This window comes from Flavobacterium succinicans LMG 10402, from assembly GCF_000611675.1.
GTDB classification, from domain to species: Bacteria; Bacteroidota; Bacteroidia; order Flavobacteriales; family Flavobacteriaceae; genus Flavobacterium; species Flavobacterium succinicans.
In genome coordinates this window covers 1-22,638 of sequence record NZ_JATV01000012.1, presented here as the reverse complement: position 1 = coordinate 22,638, position 22,638 = coordinate 1, and the positions used below count along the sequence as shown (strand labels likewise).

Below are 22,638 nucleotides of genomic sequence, written 5' to 3'. Positions count from 1 at the left end.
AGTCTTAATTGGCTGGGATTAAAATTTTTTGTTTTTTAAAATAGTAGTGATGAATAATTATACCGTACCCTATCTACAAGCACCTGATTCTAATTCTATTCTTATTTCGTGGATTACCAATGACGAAAATACTCCTCAAGTAGACTACGGATTTGAAAAAGATGATTTATCGAATACTGCTTGTGGAACGAGCAAAACGATGGAGAAAGATCATATTGTGCATCACGTTAAACTAAATGATTTACTTCCTGATACGCGTTACTTTTACAGAACCAAATCAGGTACTACATATTCAGAAATATATAGTTTTAAAACACAAGTTGACCCTTCAAAATTCCTTCAAAAATTACGTTTCATTGTAATTGGTGATCACCAACGCTTTGATGATGCATATCCAAATCTTGTTGCAAATGCTGTGACTAAAGCCTTAGAAAAATGGAACGGAAATACAATTGAGGAAACAGTTCATTTTGTAATAAATTTAGGCGATCAAGTACACAATGGCGGAGAGTTATCTCATTATGCTATTCATCATTTTTATAAATCAAGTGAATTATCTACAAAAGTTCCTTTCGTTACCGTTTTAGGAAATCATGAGTATTATGGAGATTCCGAAGCCAAAAATTATTTTGCGCATTTTGATTATAGCCATTTAAAATACAATAATATTCAGGCTGCAAAAGCTATTAATGGCACAGAATATTACGCTTTTAAAATCGCAAAAGCATTGTTTATTCATTTAAACAGTAATTCGAATAGTGAGAATCAAACACAATTTGTAAGTAAGATAATTCATGAAGCTGATAGTGATAAAAACATTGAATGGGTTTTTGCTTCAGCTCATCATCCTCCAAAAGCAGAACAATTAAAAAAAGATGGAAACGATTACATCAACAATGAAATCCTTCCAATTCTACAATCCTCTGCTAAAACTTGCGTTTATTTTGCTGGACATGCGCATCTTTATGCAAGAGGAGCCAGTAGAAATCATAGAATACATGAAATCATTAATGGTGGTGCCTCTTGGGATCAATATTGGACGGATGCTCCTGAGGCAGTTACGCTTTATGAAGATGTTCAAAAAACAATAGAAGCCCATGTCTTTCAATTGGTCGAATTGGATTTCGAAACACAACAATTAAAAGTGAATACCTACTCAACTGGGAATGCGCAACTGAATAAGCCGTTGTATTTACTAGATAGCTTTTATAAAAAACAGAAGGAAAATCGTCCCAACACTCCTTTCATTAAATCATTTGACGATAAAATCAAACTTCCATTTACTTTTGAGTGTTCTAAATACACTGGCTCTGAACCGTTTAACAGCAGTGAATTTCAAATACTAAAAACTGTTAAAAAAGAAGAAGTTATTGTTCTTTCAAAGAAAAGAGATTACGAGAAATGGTTTGGAAGTTCAGGTTTTCCTGATTACACTCCAATAAATATTTATGAATCTTCTTCAATTTTAGAATTGACTGTAAATGATAATGAACTAGCAACTGGAGCTTACAAAATTAGAGTTAGATATCGGGACCAAAACTTGTCTTGGTCAGAATGGTCCGAAACAGTAACTTTTACAATAGAATAACTTTTCTATTCTTTCTCTGAATAAAAATAAAGAACTAACATTGAACACTTTGCATTAGAATTATTTACTGGTACATGTGGAATTTTACCATTAAAATATAATGAATCTCCTTCTTTCAACAAAACCTCTTCATTATCAATAACATACAAAACTTCGCCAGTTAAAACATATTTAAATTCCCAAGCATCGGTAATTACTTTGTCTCGTTTACATCCGGGTTCCAATGTAAGAAGTACAGCTTCAAATCCTAAGGCATGCATACTTTTACTAAATACATGCAAATAACTAAATCCTGTTGCCTCTATTTCCTTTTCTAGGATTTGTTGCTCTTCCTTTGGTACATGAATAAATTTAGCATTTGATTTTTGTTCGACACCTTCAAAAAAGTAACTGGCATCAATTTCTAAAGATTGAATCAAATCTAATAGAACAGGCAATGAAGGTATTGTTCTTCCATTTTCAATTCTAGAAATTAACCCATTACTAACATTAGCTCTATTAGCCAATTCTTGTATTGTTAATTCATTTTTTTTTCGAAAATCTTTAATTCTTTTACCTATACCTATCAGAAAATCATTCATTTTTATTATAGTATTTAAAAACAACTTTATCGCTGTTATCCATTAAAAACAGAAAAATCTATCAAAACTTAACTTAGAATGTAAATGTAATTTTAAAAATGCTAATCGCAATAGCATACCTTTAAAAATAGCAACATACAAAACACATTTAATAAAAAATGACAAACCATAAGTTTGCCATTTTTAAAACATAATCTAAACAAATTGCAGTATTATTCTAAACAAACCATAAATTACTAATTCAAATAATTAATCTTATAATTCTTAAGTATCATAATCAATAGTTCAATATCATTCGCATTAATATCTCCAATATTACCAATTCTAAAAACATTCAAATTGCTTAATTTCCCTGGATAAATGACAAAACCATATAATTTTAAATAATCATACAAAGATTTAAAAGTAAACGAGGTGCTATCTGGAAACAAAAATGTAGTAATAATAGGAGATTGAATATCGATAGCAATACAACAGTTGAAACCAATACTTTGCATCCCTTCAACCAAAACCTTTTGATTTTTTACATATCTAGCATATCGGCTTGCAATCCCTCCTTCTTGGATTAATTCTAATATAGCTTGATAAAAGGCACGAACAACATGTGTAGGTGACGTAAACCTCCACTTTCCAGGATCATTTTCCATATTTACCCATTGATCATAAAGATCCAACGATAACGAAGTGCTATTCCCTTTGCATTTCTTAATGCTTTCGATAACCGAAATAATAAATGAAAATCCAGGAACCCCTTGCAAACATTTATTGGAACTACTTATAATAAAATCTATTTCCAAAGCATCAATGTCTATGGGTATGCCACCCAAACTACTCATTGCATCAACAATAAGAACTTTTTGGTGTTGCTTCACCACTTTACAAAGCTCCTCTAAAGGGTTTAAAATTCCTGTCGTAGTCTCACAGTGTACAAAGGCAACGTGAGTAATTTGCTTATTTTCGGACAAATAATTATCTAAAACTTCACTGTTAATTATTGAAGTTTCATCAAAAGCCAACGCAGTAACATTTTTTTTGGCAATTGTGGCTATTTCATGTATTCTTTCTCCGTAAGCCCCATTTTTAAGTACAAGTAAATGATCATTTTCACCAACACTTGAGATTATAGTACTTTCAACGCCATAAGTACCACTACCTTGTAGCAACGTTACCGTATGTTTTTTATTAGATAAATTGTTTATTTCTAATAATTTTGAACGAATATCCTCAACCAATGTTTTGTATTCATCATCCCAAGTACACCAATCCTTAAGCATGGATTGTTTTACGGAATCAGTCGTAGTTAAAGGTCCTGGTGTTAATAATTTATAGTGCATATTATAATAGTTTTTTTTTGTAAAAATAGAATTTAAAAATATTAAAATTATATAAATAGTAAATATTAACCATAATTTAATATACAATTTTTACTATTTGTAAACATAAAACGAAGAGAATAAAATAGAACAATATCATAAACTTAACAACAATTCAATATGAGCAAACAAATGAGGCGGATAAAACGGTTTAAAAAGCAACTTTTTCTACCAAATACCATCCAACTAGTGTATAAATCTATGTTCGAAAAATTGTTTTAAAATCAGGAGCGACACAAAAGGCATTGTCAGCTAGTATGGGTTCCCGCCATCCGTTACAATCTTTGGTACCGAACCCCGGCACCAAAGGATTTCAACTACTGTCGGGGCTAAAGTACTTTCAACGGGATAGTTTTTAAAAAGTAAACCATTGTTAAAATCCTATAAAAACACTTGGTTTACTAAAAATACCCAATAAAAGCCTGCAAATAATCATTCGAAATTGTATTTTTACAAAAAACTATACCGATTTCGATATGAATGCAAAAATAGAAAGTAATCCCCTAATCGAGCGATTACCGAAACATTTGAAACAGTTTATCAAACCGCAAAACTACGAAGACTACACGCCCATCAACCAAGCCGTTTGGCGCTATGTGATGCGCAAAAACGTAGACTACCTATCCAAAGTTGCCCATAGTTCCTATCTCGAAGGTTTACAAAAAACAGGTATCGAAATCGACTCCATTCCGAGTATGTACGGTATGAATCGCATATTGTCCGAAATTGGTTGGGCTGCCGTTGCCGTAGACGGTTTTATTCCACCCAACGCTTTTATGGAATTTCAAGCCTATAATGTGCTGGTGATTGCCTCAGATATTCGTCAATTGGAACACATCGAATACACTCCAGCTCCAGATATCATTCACGAAGGCGCGGGACACGCTCCTATTATTGCCAATCCAGAATATGCGGAATACTTGCGTCGTTTTGGCGAAATTGGTTGCAAAGCCATTTCTTCGCACAAAGATTACGAAATGTATGAAGCCATTCGTCTGCTTTCGATTTTAAAAGAAGCCGAGGGAACGCCACAAAGCGAAATTGAAGCTGCTGAAAAGGCAGTAGAAGATTTGCAAAACAATATGGGTGAACTTTCTGAAATGGCTCAAATCCGAAACTTGCATTGGTGGACCGTGGAGTACGGTTTAATTGGCACATTAGAAAATCCAAAAATATACGGCGCTGGTTTGCTTTCCTCAATTGGAGAAAGTGCTTGGTGTATGACCGATAACGTCAAAAAAATACCGTACAACTTTAGCGCAGCACAACAAAGTTTTGACATCACCAAAGTGCAACCTCAACTCTACGTAACTCCTGATTTCGCTTATTTGAGCTTAATCCTAGAAGAATTTGCCAATACGATGGCCTTGAGAACAGGTGGTTTATCTGGTATTAAAAAACTCATCGATTCCAAAGCTTTGGGAACTGTGGAATTGAGTACTGGTTTACAAATCTCGGGTGTTTTTACCAACGTGATTGAATATGAAGGCAAACCTATTTACCTACAAACCACTGGAAAAACAGCCTTGGCGAACCGAGAGAAAGAATTAGTAGGACACGGAACTGCTGCTCACCAAGAAGGTTTTGGTAGCCCCATCGGGAAACTCAAAGGCATCAACCTCGCAATTGAAGATATGAGTCCACGTGACTTAAAAGCATACGACATTTACGAAGGCGAAACCGCCACTTTGGAGTTTGAAGGTAACATCAAAGTAGTGGGCGAAATCATCACTGGCAAACGAAATCTACACGGTGAAATCATCTTGATTTCTTTCAAAAACTGTACGGTTACGCACGGTGAAACGGTACTTTTCCGTCCAGAATGGGGTACTTACGATATGGCTGTGGGTAAAAAATTAGTTTCGGCTTTTTCTGGCCCTGCAGATGTGAATAGTTTTGATTTGATTGCTCATGTACCGAGTAGCAAAACCATCAAAGCTTCAACCTCAGAAGAAAGAGATGTCTTGGAAGTATTGTATCATACCGTCCGAAATATCCGTGAGACCAAAGACACGACAACATCATTGGCTCCCATTTTTGAAAAATTAAAAGAAGAACATTCTAATGACTGGTTACTTTGCGTTGAATTGGCTGAACTTTTAAAAGCAAGAAACGAAACGCAATTACTTTCGGACGTTCTTGCACATTTAGAAAATCTTAAAAAGCAACGCCCTGAAGTAGCCAAATTAATTTCGAATGGTTTGGAATTGATTTTTGAAAAAGAGGAAACGGCACATTAAACATACGACACAAAATTTACAGACACAGATTACATAAATGACCACAGATTTTTTTGTATGATTTTTTTTTTTAAAATCTGTGTCAATTTGTGAAATCTGTGAAATCTGTGTCAAACATTTTATAATTTCAAATCCTGTTTTAGCTGGCTTTCGGTTTCGATGACTTCACCATTGTACTGTAGTTTCCAGCCTAAAGAATTGGTTAAGATGAGCATTTTGGAAATTTCACTTACCAAACGATTTTTAGCATTGGTTTTCAACGTCGATTTGTCTACTTTTTTAGCCAAATTAGCTCGTACGGTTTTGTTGATTTTGTTGTAATCAGCACCTGTAAATTCATTGAGTTTGCTTTGCTCCACATCATAATATTGGATGTCAGGATAAATCGAAATCTCTTCTTTTGGAATGGAAAGAATCGTTATGGTTTTGTTCTTTTCATCGATATCGTATTTCATTTGATGCAAATCATAAGCCACTGTTACTTTGGCATTCACCACAACAATTGCCTTTTTCTCGAAAGAAACCATGTCCATTAAAAACTTTGCTGAATTCTTAAACGTGATGACTTCCGAAAAATGGCCTTCGGTCACCACCAATTTCCCAACATTTAGGATTTGTTGCTGAATGAGGTTCGTATTGTAATCGAACTCGTCTTCTTTTTCTTTTTTAAAATCGCAGTATTTAAACAATAACAAGCCAATGACTACTACTCCAACTCCAATTAAAATGCGTTTCAACATAACTAAAATTTTACAAATGAATACTGTGCCTCTAATGTAGCTATTTTTTCTTTCAGGTTCGCCTCAAACTTCTGATGGCTTTCAGAATTAGGATTAAATGGTCGATGCGCCAAGCCTTTTTGTATGGTTTGTACCAATTCCATTGTAGCTATTGCATTGGCATCAATTTGAGTCGCCGTAAATCGTTCCCAGATGTAATCAATCGCCATTGGACTAGGATGTATCATATCGTCTGCATAAAACCGATAATCTCTAAGCTCATCCATCATGATTTCGTATGAAGGAAAGTAATCAGTGTTCAGTTCTAAGTGTTCAGTTTTAAGATTATCGTGAATTGCAGCTATCAAATGCGCTTTACTCACTTGATTTTCGACAAAACCGTCTTTGAGATGGCGAACGGGTGAAACAGTAAAAATGAAATTGCATTTTGGATTTAGGATTGTAATCAAAGAGATTGTATTTTGAATCGATTTTTGGATTTTATCAATCGACAATAATTCTTTGGTAAATTGCTTTTGTGGCACTTTATGACAATTCGCTACAATTGCATTGGTTTCGATATGGCGATATACCCACGAAGTACCATAGGTTATGATAAAATGGGTAGCTTCTTGCAACTGCTTTTTGGTTTCCGAAAGAAGTTGATTCAAATTATTCAATAGCGCTTCTGGATCATCGGTACTACAATCTGAATGCACTTCGTAGGAATGCCAACGTTCGTTATGATAAAAGATGTCTTCTTTTGAGAAAGTTTTTTGCAGAACTACTCTTTCAATCATTTTTTCGATGGAAACAGAGTTAAAGATAATTCCAAAAGGATTCACCAGCGTATTAAACTTAAAATATTGAAATTTATTTCCAATATTTTCAGCAAAACAAGACCCCATAAGAACCATTTTCGATTGATAATCAATAGGGAAATTACTTTTTGAAATTGATATTGGAGTAGATAGTAGCAAGGCGATAGGTTTTGAGACCAAATTTAAAGTAGTTTTTACAATTAAACTAGTATTTTTACTAAGCTTAACTTTTAAAAATCATGATCAAAAAAGAATATATCGAACCTAATGAAGGATTTTCTCAGACAGTTATTGTAACAACAGGCCATTACAAAACCATATATATTTCTGGACAAATAGGGATAGGAAATACGCTCGAAGTACAAACCAAAAACACCTTTAAAAATATAGAAAAACAATTACAACTGGGAAATGCCTCTTTTAAAGATGTGGTAAAAATGACTACTTATATCGTCAACTTCAATCCTGAAACAGATTTACCCATTTATAGAAAAATTAGAAAAGATTTTCTTGGAACCGAACAATACCCAGCAAGTACTTTGGTAGGGATTGAGAAATTAGGAAAAAGAGAATGGTTGATAGAAATTGAAGCCATTGCCGTAATTAACGCTTTATAAACAAAAAACCCTTTTAGCATATTACTAAAAGGGTTCCTTTTTCTTTATATTTCCAAAAACTACTTCACAAAATCAATAGCTTTAGCCAAAGCCTCTGGAATTCCAGCGGAATTTTTACCTCCAGCTGTAGCAAAGAACGGTTGTCCTCCTCCACCTCCTTGGATGTGTTTTCCTAATTCGCGAACAACTTGTCCGGCGTTTAAATTTTTATCGGCTACTAAACCTTTGGAGACATAACAAGTCAACATCGGTTTATCTTCATTAACTGTTGCCAAAACAATAAAAATATTGTCTCCCAAATTCCCTAATTCATACACCAAATCTTTAGCGCCTTCTGCATTCAAATCTACTTGTTGCGCTAAGAATTTCACTCCGTTGATTTCTTGAAAAGCAGCTGCTAATTCGCCTTTTAAGTTCTTAGCTTTATCTTTTAACAAAACTTCTATTTGTTTTTTCAGCTGAGCATTCTCATCTTGTAAACCTTGTATCGCTTTGATTGGATCATTTGGATTTTTCAAAACCTCCTTAACTTCTCTATAAGTCATCAATTGAGATTCAAAAAATTCTTTGGCAGCCACACTTGTAATAGCTTCTATTCTTCGAATTCCAGCCGCAACAGCTCCTTCTGAAACAATTTTGAAATGCCAAATCTCTGACGTGTTATCCACATGAGTTCCCCCACAAAGTTCAACAGAGTCTCCAAACTTAATCATACGAACCAAGTCACCATATTTTTCTCCAAATAACGCAATTGCACCTTCTTCAAGTGCTTGTTCTTTGGCGATACCCCTTTTTTCAATCAAAGGTAAACTTTGACGGATTCTGGCATTAACAAAGTTCTCTACTTCTTTCAATTCTTCCTCACTTACTTTAGAAAAATGAGAAAAATCAAAACGCAAAGAAGCAGAACGCACCATAGATCCCTTTTGTTCGATATGGGTTCCCAAAACTTTACGCAAAGCCTGATGCAACAAGTGGGTTGCCGTATGATTTGAGGAAGTTCTTGCTCTTTGTTTTTTATCTACAATCGCTTGAAAAGTATCCGTAAGATTTTCTGGCAATGATTTTGCCAAATGCACGGTTTGATTGTTTTCTTTTTTGGTATCGATGATGTAAGTGATGTTTCCATTGCTAGCTTCAAGATATCCTTTATCGCCAGTTTGTCCTCCACTTTCTCCATAAAAAGGAGTCGAATTAAAGACCAATTGAAAGATCTCTCCCTCTTTTACACTCTCTACTCTACGGTATTTTGTGATTTTTACTTGGTGTTGCAAACGATCGTATCCTACAAACTCCTGAATATCATCTTCTACAATAACATTCCAATCGCCAGCTGTCACTTTTGAAGCCGCACGAGAACGTTCTTTTTGCAATTGTAATTGTTCTTCAAAGACTTTTTCGTCTAATTGCAATCCTTTTTCAGATAAAATCAAAGCTGTTAAATCGATTGGAAAACCATACGTATCGTACAATTCAAAAGCTTTTTTACCATCAATCACCTTGCTTTGATTGTTAGCAATTACTGCGTCCAACAAAACCAGACCTTGATCGAGTGTGCGCAAGAAAGAACTCTCTTCTTCGCGAATCACGTTAGAACAAAGGGCTTTTTGAGAACGAATTTCAGGGAAAGAAGCACTCATTTGTGCACTTAAAGTATCTACTAATTTATAGATAAAAGGTTCTTTGGTATTCAAGAAAGTAAAGCCGTAGCGAATAGCACGACGTAAAATTCTACGAATTACATATCCTGCACCTGTGTTGGATGGCAATTGTCCGTCGGCGATTGCAAAAGCAACAGCACGAACGTGATCTGCAATAACACGAATCGCAATATTTATTTTTTCTTCTTCTTCATTGGACGCTTTGATGGTATATGTTGTACCAGTAATTGTCTCGATTTCTCTGATGATTGGGGTAAACACATCCGTATCATAATTCGATTGCACTCCTTGTAAAACCATACAAAGACGTTCAAATCCCATACCTGTATCTACGTGTTGTGCTGGTAATTTCTCAAGAGAACCATCTGCTTTACGGTTGAATTCCATAAATACATTGTTCCAAATCTCCACCACTTGAGGATGATCGTTGTTTACCAAATCTTTACCTGGAACTAACGCTTTTTCTTCAGCAGAACGAATATCAACGTGAATTTCGGAACAAGGACCACAAGGACCTTGGTCTCCCATTTCCCAGAAATTATCTTTTTTATTTCCTAATAAAATACGGTCTTCAGCGATTAAAGTTTTCCAAATATCATAGGCTTCTTGGTCGAAAGGAACATTTTCTTCAACGCTTCCTTCAAAAACAGTTACATACAATATGTCTTTGTCAATTTTATAGACTTCTGTCAGTAATTCCCAAGCCCAATGAATGGCTTCTTTCTTGAAATAATCACCAAACGACCAGTTCCCCAACATCTCAAACATAGTATGGTGGTAGGTATCAATTCCTACTTCCTCCAAATCATTATGTTTACCTGAAACACGCAAACACTTTTGAGTATCTGCAATACGTTGACTTTTTGGTGTACCTAAGCCTAAAAAATACTCTTTGAATTGCGCCATTCCAGAATTGTTAAACATTAGCGTCGGATCGTCTTTTAAAACGATGGGCGCCGATGGAACAATAAGATGGCCTTTGCTTTCAAAAAAATCTAAAAATTGCTTACGTACGTCTTGTGATTTCATAATGTTAATTGAGATATTACTCTTGAGTTGTTGCTATAGTAAAAAACAGATTCCCTTGTCCTTTAGGAGCCTACATTTCTGTGCTTTTTAAACTATCTTAAATATTGTAAAAATAAAGTTGAACATTTGAAACATTTCTTAAATTTGTTCGACTAACTCATTTACAGCTTGCAAAAATAGGGTATTTTAAAATATGGCCAAAGTAAAATATTATTACGATTCAGAAAAATTAGCATATCGAAAAATAACTCCAAAAAAAAGGAAAAAATTCGGTTTTGCTCTTTTGTTTCTAGTTGCTTCGGCTCTTTTTGGTTTTCTTTCATTTGTAGCATTACTCAACGTTCCGTATTTCAAAACACCCAATGACCGCATTCAAGCACGTGAAATAGAGCATTTAAAAATAAACTATGCCATTTTGAGCAAGAAAATTGAACAATTACAAGATGTAGCTACACAAATTGCCGAAAGAGACAACAACCTGTACAGAACCTATTTCAATACCGCACCGATTGAAGATAGAGAACGTACCGCTGGTTTTAAAGATCAAAATAGATATGCGAGCCTTCAGGGATTTAACAACTCGCAATTAGTGGTATCGACCACCCAAAAAATCGATGTTTTAAGTAAACAATTGGCCATTCAATCTAAATCCTTAGATGCGATTTTAAAATTAGCTGAAGCAAAACAAGAGTTTCTTTCGTCGATTCCAGCCATACAACCCGTAAGAAACGAGAACTTAAAACATGTCGCTTCAGGTTTTGGATACCGAACTGATCCTTTTACCAAAGCACGCAAAATGCACAACGGAATGGATTTTACCGCCAAAACAGGCACACCAATCTTTGCCAGTGGCGACGGAGTGGTTGCAAGAGCTGACAATGGCGCGTCCGGTTTTGGGAATCATATAGTGATTCGGCATGGTTATGGCTATGAAACTTTATATGCCCATTTAAGCAAATACAAATGCCGAGCAGGACAGCGTGTCAAAAGAGGTGACATTATTGGGTATGTTGGGAGCACGGGACGTTCAGAAGCACCACATTTACACTATGAAGTACATAAAAATGGCAAAGTAGTGAATCCGTTGAATTTTTATTACGGTTCAATTTCAGCGGTAGAATATGTTGCCATTTCTAATGCAGCCAACCAAGAAAATCAATCGCTGGATTAATGCTTTTAAAAAAGTGTTCCGTTTAAAAGTAATCCGCTACTATAATTTATAAAAAGAGAGTAAAAAATGCATATAGAATTAGCTCCAGATAAAAGATATTACAGCATTGGCGAAGTGGCCAAAGCCTTTGGCGTTAATGCCTCTTTGATTCGATTCTGGGACAGTGAATTTGACATTTTAAAACCTAAAAAAAATGCCAAGGGGAACCGAATGTTTACTCCCGAAGATGTCAAAAATTTACAATTAATCTATCATTTGGTCAAAGAAAGAGGGTTTACATTAGAAGGCGCTAAAACCCATTTAAAAGAAGGACAAAAGAAAACATTAGACAAATTTGAAATTATTCGAAAATTAGAAGCCATAAAAACACAGTTAACCAACATCAAAAATGAGCTTTAAACCCTGAAAGAAAACTTAAATTAAAATTAAACACTAAATAATAAACCTTAAAATTAAAACACATGAAAAGATTTTTGCCTTGGATTATTGCAGCAGTAGTTATTTTTGGAATCTATAGCTGGGTGAAAGGAATTAACAACACAGCTGTGGGTTACGAGCAAACCATCAACGAAGCTTGGGGAAATGTAAACACTTCCTACCAAAGAAGAAATGACTTAATTGGCAACCTTGTCAACACAGTAAAAGGAGCTGCTGATTTTGAAAAAAGCACTTTAACAGCCGTTATCGAAGCTCGCGCCAAAGCGACTTCCGTAACAGTGGATCCAACGAACATTACACCAGAACAATTAACAGCATTCAACTCAGCACAATCAGGTGTTTCCTCTTCACTATCTAAATTATTGGTTTCTGTAGAACGCTACCCTGACTTAAAAGCCAATGCTAATTTCTTGAAATTACAAGACGAATTGGCTAGTACTGAAAATCAAATTTTGACTGCTAGAACTCGTTTTAACGAAGCGGTTAAACCTTACAATACGCACATAAAAACCTTCCCTAATTCTATTTTTGCTGGAATGTTTGGCTTTAAAGAAAAAGCCTATTTCCAAGCTGTTGAAGGTGCAGAAAAACCTGTGGAAGTAAAATTCTAATCCTCTCCAACCCCTCCGAAGGAGGGGCTTTTTTTATACCAATAAAAAAAAATAAACAAATGTCAAAAGTAGAAGACTTTTTAACCAAAGAAGAGGAAAGCGCCATTGTTGAAGCCATTCGTGTGGCCGAGAAAAACACTTCGGGCGAAATTAGAGTTCACATAGAGGAAACCACAACACTCGACGCTTATGATCGGGCCATGGAAGTTTTTCATGAACTTAACATGGATGCTACCGAATTACAAAATGGGGTATTAATTTATCTTGCAGTGAATGACAAAACCTTTGTAATCTGTGGCGATAAAGGTATAAACGATGTAGTAGCTGCTGATTTTTGGAACTGCACTCGTGATGCTATGGTGAGCCAATTCAAATTAGGAAATTACAAACAAGGCTTGATTGATGGTATTTTAAATGCTGGAGAACAACTCAAAAAACACTTTCCTTGGCAAGAAGGTGATACCAACGAATTGTCAAACGAAATTTCTAAAGGATAATGAAAAAAAAGCAGAAGGCAGAAGGCAACAGACAACAGACGATAGGAAAACTATTTCTTTTTATTTTACTTTTATTAAATAGTAGTTTTTTATCAGCTCAATTTACCATTCCAGAAAAACCTAGTGCTCAAACTTCAGTGTATGATTACGCCAGTCTTTTTGATGCTAATGAAAAAGCCCAACTAGAAGAAAAACTTGTACGCTATTCTGATTCAACTACAACACAAATTGTGGTTATTACGATTGAAAGTTTAAAAAATGAAGACATCAATCAATTAGCGACCAAATGGGCACAAACTTGGGGATTTGGTCAAGCCAAAGAAGACAATGGAGTCATTCTTTTAATTTCAAAAAATGACCGAAAAATTGCGCTTCAAGCGGGTTATGGTCTAGAAGACCGACTTACCGCTGGAATTGGAGGTGAAATCATCCGAAACATTATTCTTCCCGAATTCAAAGCAGGCAGCTATTATAATGGCGTCGACAAAGGAACCGATGCCCTATTCGATGTTTTTAAAGGCAAATACAAAGGAGAACGAAAAAAAGCAAAAGGAGATAGTTTTCCTATTCTTCCCCTTATCTTTATTATTGTCATGCTCATAATTTTGTTCTCTAAAAACAAAGGTGGAGGCAATTCTGGAAACCGAGGCGGTGGTGGTCCTAGCCTACTCGATGTAATCATTCTAAGCAACCTTGGTCGTGGCGGCGGAGGTGGATTTGGTGGTTCATCTGGCGGAGGTTTTGGCGGTGGCGGATTCGGAGGTGGATTCGGAGGAGGCGGATTCTCTGGTGGAGGATCAAGTGGAAGTTGGTAAATAAAACTTCTACTTTAGTATCAAAAACACATTTACAAAAGCATAAAATAACAGCGCAATCATAGTTCATTGCGCTGTTTTTATTTTAAAATCAAACCAAAACACCTTATTAATCAGCACTTTGTTTTTAAACAAAAAATATTTTATAATTCTACTAATTTTATAGAATTAACGATATATATTTGTTCCAGAAAATAATTATTTATAATCTGAAAACTTCTCAATCTTGACAACTGTACTTTCAAAACTCATAACAACACTATCTGCTAGCGTTATACTTTTAAATTCGCAGCAAAGCATAGCACAAAAACCAAAAAACATCGACCACCAAAATATCCTTTGGACGCGCTATTACAATCAATTGACTTTGAACAATAAATGGTCCATTCATACAGAGTTTGACAATCGTGTCTTTTTAAAACCTATTACCGAAAATCTATTTGTTTTTAGAATCCAAGGAAGATACAAATGGAATTCAAATATAGAAACTGGAGCTGGTTTTACTTATTTTTCTGTATACACCCAAGATCCAAATAAAGAGTATGACTTTGAAATTCCTGAATATAGAGGACAACAAGATGTAACATATAAGTTCAATCTAAAAAAAATAACCCTCAACCAAAGACTACAGGTTGAAGAACGGTTCATACACAACGCTTCTAAGACAGGACTTACAGATGGCACTACCTTCAGTTGGCGTTTTCGTTACCGATTGCAGGCAGAATTTCCGTTTTGGGAAAAAGAAAAGCAATATCTCAAAGCAATTGTATACGATGAGATTATGCTAAATGCTGGAAAAAGTATCATCTACAACACCTTCGACCAAAATAGAATCTATGGTGCCTTACAATATGGCATCAACAAAAACATTGCTATTGAACTTGGGTATCTAAAGAGTTTTCAACAACGTCCTAGCGGGGTCGACTATTTCAATAGAGACATCATTAGACTGAGTATTTTTCATAAAATGCATTTATAAAAAAAACCAAAACACTTTTTTTGTTTTGGTTTTTTTGAATTATTACTTCTCTCTAATATAAATATCAATCGGAACACCAGAAAAGTCCCATTGTTCTCTAATTTTATTTTCTAAATAGCGTTTGTAAGGTTCTTTTACATATTGCGGCAAATTCGCAAAAAATACAAATTGCGGTGTAGCCGTTGGCAACTGCATACAATATTTAATCTTCACATATTTACCTTTAGTAGCTGGCGGTGGATATGCCTCGATAACCTTCAACATAAATTCATTAAACTTAGAAGTAGGTATTCTTTGTTGTCTATCCTCATATACTTTTACAGTCGCTTCTAATGCTTTCAACAAACGTTGTTTGGTCAAAGCCGAAACAAAAAGAATTGGCACATCTGTAAATGGCATCAATTCCTTTTTAATTTTCTCTTCGTAATCACGAGTAGACATCGTATCTTTTTCTACCAAATCCCATTTGTTTACCAAGATAACAACACCTTTTCTGTTTTTTTCAGCTAACCAAAAAATACTTTGATCTTGTCCTTCAAAACCACGAGTAGCATCAATCACTAAAATACAAACATCGGCATGTTCAATAGCACGAACGGAACGCATTACAGAATAAAATTCTAAGTCTTCTTTTACTTTGGCCTTACGACGAATTCCAGCTGTATCTACTAAATTAAATTCAAAACCAAAACGATCAAATTTTGTATCAATAGCATCACGAGTAGTTCCCGCAATATCCGTCACCATAAAACGATCTTGACCAATCAAAGCATTGATAAAACTAGACTTTCCAGCATTAGGGCGACCAACTACAGCAAAACGAGGCAAAACTACTTCTTCTTTCACTGGTTCAGGTTTCACTGGGAAAGCTTCAATCAAAGCATCCAACAAATCACCTGTTCCACTTCCAGAAATACTTGCAAAAGTAAAATACTCTCCTAATCCTAAATTATAAAACTCTACTGCGTCTTTCTCACGCATCGCATTATCTACTTTATTCACGGCCAATAAAACAGGCTTAGTCACTTTACGCAACAACTTTGCCACCGTTTCATCCATCGGTGTAATTCCCTCTTCTACATCTACCACAAAAACAATCACATCGGCTTCATCTATTGCCAATTCAACTTGTTTGCGGATTTCTCCCTCAAAAACATCATCAGATCCGCGGACATATCCACCTGTATCTATCACAGAAAACTCTTTTCCGTTCCACTCGCTTTTACCATAGTTTCTATCTCTGGTTACCCCAGAAACTGAATCTACAATAGCTTCTCTTCTTTGTATCAGCCTATTAAAAAGGGTTGATTTCCCTACATTAGGTCTTCCTACTATCGCAACAATATTATTCATTTTATTCGTATTCAAATAGTTATCCTTAGCGCACACTTTTGCGGTTAAGGCGTGCAAAGGTAGTGTTTAAAACTATGAGAATCAATTTTTTTGATATATTAGCACAACTAAACTATTCCAAACCCAATATCCCAAAACCATGGATCCAGATAACGAAATTAGATTACGCCTACGATTTTACAAAGACATCACCGAAAACACTGACGCCGTTCGCGCAAAATTCGAAAAATTCATTCATGAAAAATCTCCTGATTATTATGCCAAAATCAGAGGCTATCACATTTGGCTCAACATCAAAGGTGACAAAAAAAGATATTGGTCACCCCATTTGCATCTCGAATTAGAAAAAAAATCCGAAACCGAAACCCATATCCGTGGACTCTTCGGGCCAGACCCAACTTTGTGGACCTTATTTATGTTTCTCCATTTTATGATTGCAGGTACTTTCATCGTGTTTTGCGGTATTGCCTACACACATTATGTCCTCAAAGAATCCACACAATGGGATTTAATCGTACTTTCTATGATGATTTTTGCTTGGTTTCTCCTCTATGTCATCGCCCGACAAATAAGATCCAACGGCGAAAAACAAATGAACGACTTAGAAAAAGTGTTTTTAAAAATAATTGAATCTTAATCATTAAAAACCAAAAAATTATGAAAATCCGATTACTAGTAGTATTTATACTTTTTGCGTCTTGCACCAATACTACTCAGTACGGAATGCCAGACACTGACCCAAATTTAATTCAAAAAGATTTCATGCAATGGTATACCTATCATTACAACACCATTATTCTATCATCTGACTTCAAGTCAATTGACGAAAACTATAACATCATCAACAAAGAAATTTTCTTAGAGAAACTACAATCAGGAAAATACATTCCAATTCAATTAGTATCAAAAAACGGCCAACAACATTACAAACTATACAAATTAGAACCAAATTGCAATCCAAACATACAAAGCACTATTAAAAACGAAAGCTTACAATCCTACCACAATTTCAAAAAAGAAGGCATGTCAATTCCACACTTTAACTTTAAAGATCTAAAAGGAGTTAAATACAACCATGAGAACACAAAAAACAAAATAATAGTTTTAAAATGTTGGAACCTACATTGTCAAAAATGCATCGAAGAAATGCCTGAACTCAATTCATTAGTAGAGAAGTACAAAGCCAGAACAGACATTGTATTCATAAGTTTAGCTGATGACAGCAGTCAAAAATTATCGAGCTTCCTAACCAAAAAGAAATTCAACTATGCCGTAGTATCAAATCAAGCGTTATTCATAAAAAACACTTTAGGAATTTCGACATTTCCTACGCACATCATCATCAACAAACAAGGAAAAATTTCAAAAGAAGTGACTACTTTTAAAGAACTAGCCATTGCGTTACAAAAAGAAGCTCTTAAATAAGTAGCCATTCCAGCTCTCCATTACAACTCCTCGTTCCAAAAAACTGTGGTTCTAATGCGCTTGAAGGAGCTTCCGCTGGTCGCTCTGCAACCACAAGAACCACTAGTTTTTGGTACTCCGGGGTTTCCATTACGATCTGGGCTAAAAAAAAATAGTAGAGGCAGGTCGCGACCTGTCCCTACTATTTTTTCAAACATGCGTTCGGACAGGTTGCAACCTGTCCCTACTGATTATATCCGAAACGATTCAACATATTGGCATTGCTTCGCCAATTTTTGTACGGACAGGTAGCAACCTGTCCCTACTGATTATACCCGAAACGCTTCAACATATTGGCGTTGCTTCTCCAATTTTTATTCACTTTCACATACAATTCAATATGAATTTGTTTGCCAAAGAATTTTTCCAAATCAACACGGGCATCCATTCCTACTTTTTTCAAAGCGGCACCTTTATGCCCAATGATAATTCCTTTTTGTGTATCACGCTCTACCATAATCAAAGAGCGAATACGAATAATAGTATCTGTTTCCAAAAATTCTTCGGTAACAATTTCTACAGCATAGGGAATCTCCTTACTGTAATTCAACAATATTTTTTCGCGAATAGTTTCGTTTACAAAGAAACGTTCTGGTTTATCAGTTAATTGGTCTTTTGGATAATACGCTGGTGATTCTGGTAACAAAGCAATGATTCTTTGAAACACTTCGGGAACATTAAAATTCTGTAAAGCCGAAATTGGATAAATTTCCGCATTTGGAACTTTGGAGGTCCAAAAAGCGACTTGTTCTTCCAATTGCTCTTGATTTGAATTGTCAATTTTGTTCAACAACAACAAAACTGGAATTTTAGAATGGATAATTTTATTAAAAAAAGCATCATCCTTTAATTCTTGTTCGCCAATTTCCACCATATAAATCAAAACATCGGCATCTTCAAAAGCAGATTTCACAAAATTCATCATAGATTCCTGCATTTCGTAAGCAGGCTTGATAATCCCAGGTGTATCCGACAAGATCAATTGAAAATCATCTCCATTTACAATTCCTAAAATTCTATGTCTGGTAGTTTGTGCTTTTGAGGTAATAATAGACAATCGTTCCCCAACAAAAGCATTCATTAGGGTTGATTTACCCACGTTTGGATTTCCAATTATATTAACAAAACCGGCTTTATGTATCATTTTAAATATATTTATTTTTACTTCGTATAGTCCGTAGTAAAAGATCATCGCTACAAAGGTAGCCATATCAACCCAATAGACGAAATAAAACATTTTTTTAATATTATGATTGGATTTCAAGAAAACCGTTGTATATTTGCACCCGAAACAACGCGGGATAGAGCAGTAGGCAGCTCGTCGGGCTCATAACCCGAAGGTCACAGGTTCGAGTCCTGTTCCCGCTACTAAGTTAATTTTACTGAGATTACAAAACGCACATCGCGGGATAGAGCAGTAGGCAGCTCGTCGGGCTCATAACCCGAAGGTCACAGGTTCGAGTCCTGTTCCCGCTACTAGAAAACACCACTTGAAAAAGCTGGTGTTTTTTTTTGATTACACTATTACCCCTACAATAGCACAAAAAAAACCCGCCAAAGCAGGTTTCTTTATCACTAAATATAAACATATTAACAAAAAATCATATTGTTTCTAGCAAAACTATCTTTCCTTTTGAAGTAAGCATTGTTAAATTTAAGGCATCTTTATTCCATAATTCTTCAGAGACAGGACCTTTAAAATTATTGTATGAAATATTAAGCTCTCGCAATTTCTTCAATTTTTCTAGCCCTCTAGGAATCAATCCTTTCAATTCATTATCAAACAAACTCAACTGTTCTAAATCACTCAATTTTGCTACATTATCATGAAGCACGCCGTTGAAATGATTACCGTTGAGCAAAACAGTTTTTAAAGTTCTAATTGTATATAAAGAAACCGGCAATTCTCCTTCTAAATCATTGTTATATAAAGACAAAACTTCAAGTCTAACCAATTTACCAATGCCAGTAGGCAAATTCCCTATCAACTGATTCATTCCCAAATCTAACTCCAGTAAAGAATCTAAATTTTCAATAGTACTAGGTATCGCTCCTTGTAAATTATTTTGAGAAAGATTTAGAGAATTCAACTGAACTAAATTACCAATCGCTTTAGGAATGATTCCCTCGATTTTATTTTGTTTCAGATGCAACTTTTTCAAAAAAACCAAATCACCAATAGCAGCAGGTACAGTTCCTGAAAGATTATTACCCGACAAATCAATTCCAACCACTTTACCCTCTTGTACCGTAACACCATACCAAGTAGCTACAGGAGCTGCTAAATTCCACTTAATTTTCCATGTATTTCCATTGGTACTATAATACAACTGCAACAAAGCATCACGCTCTTTAAAAGTAACCGATGCAAAAGCGCTTGTCGAAAAAGACAACAACAAGAAGAAAAAAACTTTTTTCATAACATGTTAACTATATCTTAATTTTATTTTCTAAAAGTAAGGCAGACAAAGTTTAAATACAAATAAAATCGACCAAATGCATCAATAAAAAAAATAAGCACTGTAATCCTACAAGAATTTAAAAAAGTGCAATTTATTTTTTTTTGTACATTTGAATACTAACCTAAAAATGAATCAATTATGGAAATGAATTTTCAATCGCTATTTGTAGCAGCTTTGCTTACCCTTTTTATTGGATTTGTTTGGTACCATCCAAAAGTATTTGGCACCATTTGGATGAAAGAAGCAGGACTAACAGAAGATCAACTTAAAACTGGAAACATGTTGAAGATTTTCGGACTTACTTACCTGTTTTCTTTGTTTATTGCTTCTATTGAAATGACATTAACTATTCATCAAATGGGAGCATTAGGAATGGTTGGAGGCCCCTCAAAAATGAACGAAGTACTTCCTTCTTTTAACTCTTTTATGGCTGATTATGGAACAGCTTTCAGAACCTACAAACATGGCGCATTGCATGGATTCATTTCTGGACTGTTTTTTGCTTTTCCAATGATTGCCATCAATGGACTATTTGAGAGAAAATCTTGGAAATATATTTTTATTCATGCGGGCTATTGGATCATCACGCTAACCTTTATGGGAGCCATTATTTGTGGATGGAAATAATTGAGAACTGATTCGTTTTAATTTATTTGGAACGAATCAGTTTTTATACAGGATTTTTTTAGCAATTTTCCATTATATCACTTCTTTTTTTGCGTACTTCCACAATCCTTACTTTTTTAGTTTAAATTTGCTTTCGAATCAATATTTCCCTTTTTGAAAGCATCGCTTACCTTTATTATATATCATTCCTCCAAAAAATTACCTGAGCACTGGGACACTATCGCTAGTAATAATACTTTTTTACAACGTGATTACTTAGAAATTTTAGAAGTCTCTTGCCCCGACAATATGCAATGTTTTTTTATTGGGATATTTGACAGCGATAAATTGGTTGGCGTAGCAATAAGTCAATTTTTAGATTTAAAAAAACTAGCCTCCTTTGGAGAACGAGATAAATGTATAAAAACCATTCTACGAAACTTCCTGTTCAAACAATTTTCCTCCCATGTACTATTTCTTGGAAACTGTATGCTCACGGGCGAAAATGCCTATGCTTTTTCTCCTTCTATTCCTTTTGAACAAGGTATAACTGCACTTTTTGAAGCCAGAAAAAATATTGAAAAAAAATTAAAAGAACAAAAAATACAGGTTCATCTATTGACAAGTAAAGATTTCTCCAAATCAGAAATAGAAAAGATCAATCAAACTCCTTTTCGTTCTGTTTTTCAATTCACTACACAACCTAATATGATTTTTTCAATTCCTGAGCACTGGAAAACAGAACAAGATTATATACAGGCATTGAACAAAAAATACCGAGATCAATACAAAAGAGCTAGAAAAAAATCAGAAGGCCTCACAAAACGAAAACTCTCTTTGGACGAAATTGAACAGCACCAAACTTTAATTTACGAACTATATTATCATGTAGCTAAAAATGCTCCTTTCAATTCCTTTTTCTTGTCAAAAAATCACTTTATTGAATTAAAAAGAATTTGGAAAGATGACTTTCTTTTTTATGGCTATTTTATAGAAAACAAACTAGTAGGATTTAATACCTTGATTAAAAATAGTGAAGCCATGGATACCTATTTTTTAGGTTATGATGAAAAGATACAACGCGAAAAAATGCTATACCTGAACATGCTATACGACATGATTGCATACTCCATCAAAAAAGAATTCAAAACAATAATCTTTGCCAGAACAGCCCTAGAAATCAAAAGTTCTGTAGGAGCCAAACCAGAGACAATGTTTGGATTGATGGAACATAAAAATCCTATTATTAATTATTTTCTGCCTCATTTATTCAAATACTTAGAACCCAAAACCATTTGGATCGAAAGAAATCCGTTCAAGTAAGCCCTTAAAAAAATACCCTCATGATGTATTTCAGAGGGCATTTTTATTGTTTTGAAAAAGCTACAAACTTGTCACTATAAATTCACTTCTTCTATTCATTTGATGTTGCTCTTCGGTGCAGTTAGACTGGTTCGTTGGTTCGCAACCACAGTCGTTTACCAATTGTGATTCTCCGTATCCTCGTCCGGTTAATCTGGATTTGTCGATACCTTTTGAGACCAACCAAGCAATTGTTGCCTTGGCTCTACGTTCAGATAAAGCCATGTTGTATTTGGCTGTTTGTCTGCAAT

General features: G+C 34.8%; 23 protein-coding genes and 2 tRNA genes. 15 read left to right on the top strand and 10 right to left on the bottom strand.

The annotated features are described in order from the left end of the window. Positions 1–49: 49 nt before the first annotated feature. On the top strand, positions 50–1,588 hold the full coding sequence (locus AO58_RS0112400; protein ID WP_024982011.1) for a purple acid phosphatase family protein: 1,539 nt from the start codon (positions 50–52) through the stop codon (positions 1,586–1,588). A 5-nt stretch (positions 1,589–1,593) separates the two neighbouring features. Here the strand turns inward: AO58_RS0112400 and AO58_RS0112395 are convergent, their stop codons facing one another. Beyond that, on the bottom strand, positions 1,594–2,169 hold the full coding sequence (locus AO58_RS0112395) for a helix-turn-helix domain-containing protein (RefSeq protein ID WP_024982010.1): 576 nt from the start codon (positions 2,167–2,169) through the stop codon (positions 1,594–1,596). 236 nt (positions 2,170–2,405) lie between these two features. Continuing rightward, the gene (gene phnW, locus AO58_RS0112390) at positions 2,406–3,503 is read right to left on the bottom strand and encodes a 2-aminoethylphosphonate--pyruvate transaminase (RefSeq protein WP_024982009.1); all 1,098 of its coding nucleotides are present in this window, start codon (positions 3,501–3,503) and stop codon (positions 2,406–2,408) included. 515 nt (positions 3,504–4,018) lie between these two features. Between phnW and AO58_RS0112385 the strand changes: the two genes are divergently transcribed. Then, a complete protein-coding gene (locus AO58_RS0112385) occupies positions 4,019–5,782 on the top strand; it encodes an aromatic amino acid hydroxylase (protein ID WP_024982008.1) in 1,764 nt (587 codons plus the stop codon). Between the two features lie 119 nt (positions 5,783–5,901). Here AO58_RS0112385 and AO58_RS0112380 read toward each other — a convergent pair whose 3' ends face one another. After that, positions 5,902–6,522 carry a DUF4230 domain-containing protein gene (locus AO58_RS0112380; RefSeq protein WP_024982007.1) on the bottom strand — a complete coding sequence of 207 codons (621 nt, stop codon included), beginning with the start codon at positions 6,520–6,522 and terminating at the stop codon, positions 5,902–5,904. A 2-nt stretch (positions 6,523–6,524) separates the two neighbouring features. Then, a complete protein-coding gene (locus AO58_RS0112375) occupies positions 6,525–7,481 on the bottom strand; it encodes a GSCFA domain-containing protein (RefSeq protein ID WP_024982006.1) in 957 nt (318 codons plus the stop codon). Positions 7,482–7,561: 80 nt separating this feature from the next. Between AO58_RS0112375 and AO58_RS0112370 the strand changes: the two genes are divergently transcribed. Beyond that, positions 7,562–7,939, top strand: coding sequence for a RidA family protein (locus AO58_RS0112370; protein ID WP_024982005.1), 378 nt, complete (start codon positions 7,562–7,564; stop codon positions 7,937–7,939). Positions 7,940–7,998: 59 nt separating this feature from the next. Here the strand turns inward: AO58_RS0112370 and alaS are convergent, their stop codons facing one another. Further along, positions 7,999–10,629, bottom strand: a complete 2,631-nt coding sequence (alaS, locus tag AO58_RS0112365) for an alanine--tRNA ligase (protein WP_024982004.1) — start codon at positions 10,627–10,629, stop codon at positions 7,999–8,001. A gap of 193 nt (positions 10,630–10,822) precedes the next feature. Here alaS and AO58_RS0112360 point away from each other — a divergent pair, with 193 nt between their 5' ends. From AO58_RS0112360 to AO58_RS0112335, 6 genes are all read left to right on the top strand, one after another. Next, positions 10,823–11,800 carry a M23 family metallopeptidase gene (locus AO58_RS0112360; RefSeq protein WP_024982003.1) on the top strand — a complete coding sequence of 326 codons (978 nt, stop codon included), beginning with the start codon at positions 10,823–10,825 and terminating at the stop codon, positions 11,798–11,800. A gap of 66 nt (positions 11,801–11,866) precedes the next feature. Then, the gene (locus tag AO58_RS0112355) at positions 11,867–12,199 is read left to right on the top strand and encodes a MerR family transcriptional regulator (RefSeq protein ID WP_024982002.1); all 333 of its coding nucleotides are present in this window, start codon (positions 11,867–11,869) and stop codon (positions 12,197–12,199) included. Between the two features lie 62 nt (positions 12,200–12,261). Continuing rightward, a complete protein-coding gene (locus AO58_RS0112350) occupies positions 12,262–12,849 on the top strand; it encodes a LemA family protein (protein WP_024982001.1) in 588 nt (195 codons plus the stop codon). Between the two features lie 59 nt (positions 12,850–12,908). Beyond that, positions 12,909–13,346 carry a TPM domain-containing protein gene (locus AO58_RS0112345; protein ID WP_024982000.1) on the top strand — a complete coding sequence of 146 codons (438 nt, stop codon included), beginning with the start codon at positions 12,909–12,911 and terminating at the stop codon, positions 13,344–13,346. Continuing rightward, positions 13,346–14,161 carry a TPM domain-containing protein gene (locus AO58_RS0112340; RefSeq protein ID WP_024981999.1) on the top strand — a complete coding sequence of 272 codons (816 nt, stop codon included), beginning with the start codon at positions 13,346–13,348 and terminating at the stop codon, positions 14,159–14,161. The genes AO58_RS0112345 and AO58_RS0112340 overlap by 1 nt, the downstream gene beginning before the upstream one ends. 226 nt (positions 14,162–14,387) lie before the next feature. Continuing rightward, positions 14,388–15,140, top strand: coding sequence for a DUF2490 domain-containing protein (locus AO58_RS0112335; RefSeq protein ID WP_024981998.1), 753 nt, complete (start codon positions 14,388–14,390; stop codon positions 15,138–15,140). Between the two features lie 42 nt (positions 15,141–15,182). Here AO58_RS0112335 and der read toward each other — a convergent pair whose 3' ends face one another. Further along, complete coding sequence (gene der, locus AO58_RS0112330) at positions 15,183–16,493, bottom strand: ribosome biogenesis GTPase Der (RefSeq protein WP_024981997.1); 1,311 nt, start codon at positions 16,491–16,493, stop codon at positions 15,183–15,185. 139 nt (positions 16,494–16,632) lie between these two features. Between der and AO58_RS0112325 the strand changes: the two genes are divergently transcribed. Both AO58_RS0112325 and AO58_RS0112320 read left to right on the top strand, forming a co-directional pair. Then, complete coding sequence (locus AO58_RS0112325; protein ID WP_024981996.1) at positions 16,633–17,130, top strand: hypothetical protein; 498 nt, start codon at positions 16,633–16,635, stop codon at positions 17,128–17,130. A gap of 20 nt (positions 17,131–17,150) precedes the next feature. After that, entirely contained in the window at positions 17,151–17,918 is a 768-nt protein-coding gene (locus tag AO58_RS0112320) for a TlpA family protein disulfide reductase (protein WP_024981995.1), read from the top strand. A 20-nt stretch (positions 17,919–17,938) separates the two neighbouring features. Here AO58_RS0112320 and AO58_RS18020 read toward each other — a convergent pair whose 3' ends face one another. Then, positions 17,939–18,115 carry a hypothetical protein gene (locus AO58_RS18020; protein ID WP_155959421.1) on the bottom strand — a complete coding sequence of 59 codons (177 nt, stop codon included), beginning with the start codon at positions 18,113–18,115 and terminating at the stop codon, positions 17,939–17,941. 104 nt (positions 18,116–18,219) lie between these two features. Next, on the bottom strand, positions 18,220–19,101 hold the full coding sequence (gene era, locus AO58_RS0112310; RefSeq protein WP_024981994.1) for a GTPase Era: 882 nt from the start codon (positions 19,099–19,101) through the stop codon (positions 18,220–18,222). Between the two features lie 151 nt (positions 19,102–19,252). Here era and AO58_RS0112305 point away from each other — a divergent pair. Together AO58_RS0112305 and AO58_RS0112300 are read left to right on the top strand one after the other, a co-directional pair. Next, positions 19,253–19,325, top strand: a tRNA-Met gene (locus AO58_RS0112305). 35 nt (positions 19,326–19,360) lie between these two features. Next, positions 19,361–19,433 (top strand) — tRNA-Met (locus AO58_RS0112300). A gap of 125 nt (positions 19,434–19,558) precedes the next feature. Here AO58_RS0112300 and AO58_RS0112295 read toward each other — a convergent pair. Beyond that, positions 19,559–20,377 carry a leucine-rich repeat domain-containing protein gene (locus AO58_RS0112295; protein ID WP_024981993.1) on the bottom strand — a complete coding sequence of 273 codons (819 nt, stop codon included), beginning with the start codon at positions 20,375–20,377 and terminating at the stop codon, positions 19,559–19,561. A gap of 180 nt (positions 20,378–20,557) precedes the next feature. On the opposite strand from AO58_RS0112295, the gene AO58_RS0112290 reads away from it, so the two are divergent. Then, entirely contained in the window at positions 20,558–21,046 is a 489-nt protein-coding gene (locus tag AO58_RS0112290; protein WP_024981992.1) for a DUF1761 domain-containing protein, read from the top strand. Between the two features lie 153 nt (positions 21,047–21,199). Then, the gene (locus AO58_RS0112285) at positions 21,200–22,348 is read left to right on the top strand and encodes an 8-amino-7-oxononanoate synthase (protein ID WP_024981991.1); all 1,149 of its coding nucleotides are present in this window, start codon (positions 21,200–21,202) and stop codon (positions 22,346–22,348) included. Between the two features lie 60 nt (positions 22,349–22,408). Here the strand turns inward: AO58_RS0112285 and AO58_RS17245 are convergent. Next, positions 22,409–22,638 (bottom strand): OmpA family protein (locus tag AO58_RS17245; protein WP_035717770.1); only part of this gene is annotated, 230 nt, incomplete at its 5' end.

Coding starts and splice junctions, on each gene's coding strand:
- AO58_RS0112400 (WP_024982011.1), top strand. CDS start 50: ATGAATAATTATACCGTACCCTATCTACAAGCACCTGATTCTAATTCT.
- AO58_RS0112395 (WP_024982010.1), bottom strand. CDS start 2,169: ATGAATGATTTTCTGATAGGTATAGGTAAAAGAATTAAAGATTTTCGA.
- phnW (WP_024982009.1), bottom strand. CDS start 3,503: ATGCACTATAAATTATTAACACCAGGACCTTTAACTACGACTGATTCC.
- AO58_RS0112385 (WP_024982008.1), top strand. CDS start 4,019: ATGAATGCAAAAATAGAAAGTAATCCCCTAATCGAGCGATTACCGAAA.
- AO58_RS0112380 (WP_024982007.1), bottom strand. CDS start 6,522: ATGTTGAAACGCATTTTAATTGGAGTTGGAGTAGTAGTCATTGGCTTG.
- AO58_RS0112370 (WP_024982005.1), top strand. CDS start 7,562: ATGATCAAAAAAGAATATATCGAACCTAATGAAGGATTTTCTCAGACA.
- alaS (WP_024982004.1), bottom strand. CDS start 10,629: ATGAAATCACAAGACGTACGTAAGCAATTTTTAGATTTTTTTGAAAGC.
- AO58_RS0112360 (WP_024982003.1), top strand. CDS start 10,823: ATGGCCAAAGTAAAATATTATTACGATTCAGAAAAATTAGCATATCGA.
- AO58_RS0112355 (WP_024982002.1), top strand. CDS start 11,867: ATGCATATAGAATTAGCTCCAGATAAAAGATATTACAGCATTGGCGAA.
- AO58_RS0112350 (WP_024982001.1), top strand. CDS start 12,262: ATGAAAAGATTTTTGCCTTGGATTATTGCAGCAGTAGTTATTTTTGGA.
- AO58_RS0112345 (WP_024982000.1), top strand. CDS start 12,909: ATGTCAAAAGTAGAAGACTTTTTAACCAAAGAAGAGGAAAGCGCCATT.
- AO58_RS0112340 (WP_024981999.1), top strand. CDS start 13,346: ATGAAAAAAAAGCAGAAGGCAGAAGGCAACAGACAACAGACGATAGGA.
- der (WP_024981997.1), bottom strand. CDS start 16,493: ATGAATAATATTGTTGCGATAGTAGGAAGACCTAATGTAGGGAAATCA.
- AO58_RS0112325 (WP_024981996.1), top strand. CDS start 16,633: ATGGATCCAGATAACGAAATTAGATTACGCCTACGATTTTACAAAGAC.
- AO58_RS0112320 (WP_024981995.1), top strand. CDS start 17,151: ATGAAAATCCGATTACTAGTAGTATTTATACTTTTTGCGTCTTGCACC.
- AO58_RS18020 (WP_155959421.1), bottom strand. CDS start 18,115: ATGTTTGAAAAAATAGTAGGGACAGGTCGCGACCTGCCTCTACTATTT.
- era (WP_024981994.1), bottom strand. CDS start 19,101: ATGATACATAAAGCCGGTTTTGTTAATATAATTGGAAATCCAAACGTG.
- AO58_RS0112295 (WP_024981993.1), bottom strand. CDS start 20,377: ATGAAAAAAGTTTTTTTCTTCTTGTTGTTGTCTTTTTCGACAAGCGCT.
- AO58_RS0112290 (WP_024981992.1), top strand. CDS start 20,558: ATGGAAATGAATTTTCAATCGCTATTTGTAGCAGCTTTGCTTACCCTT.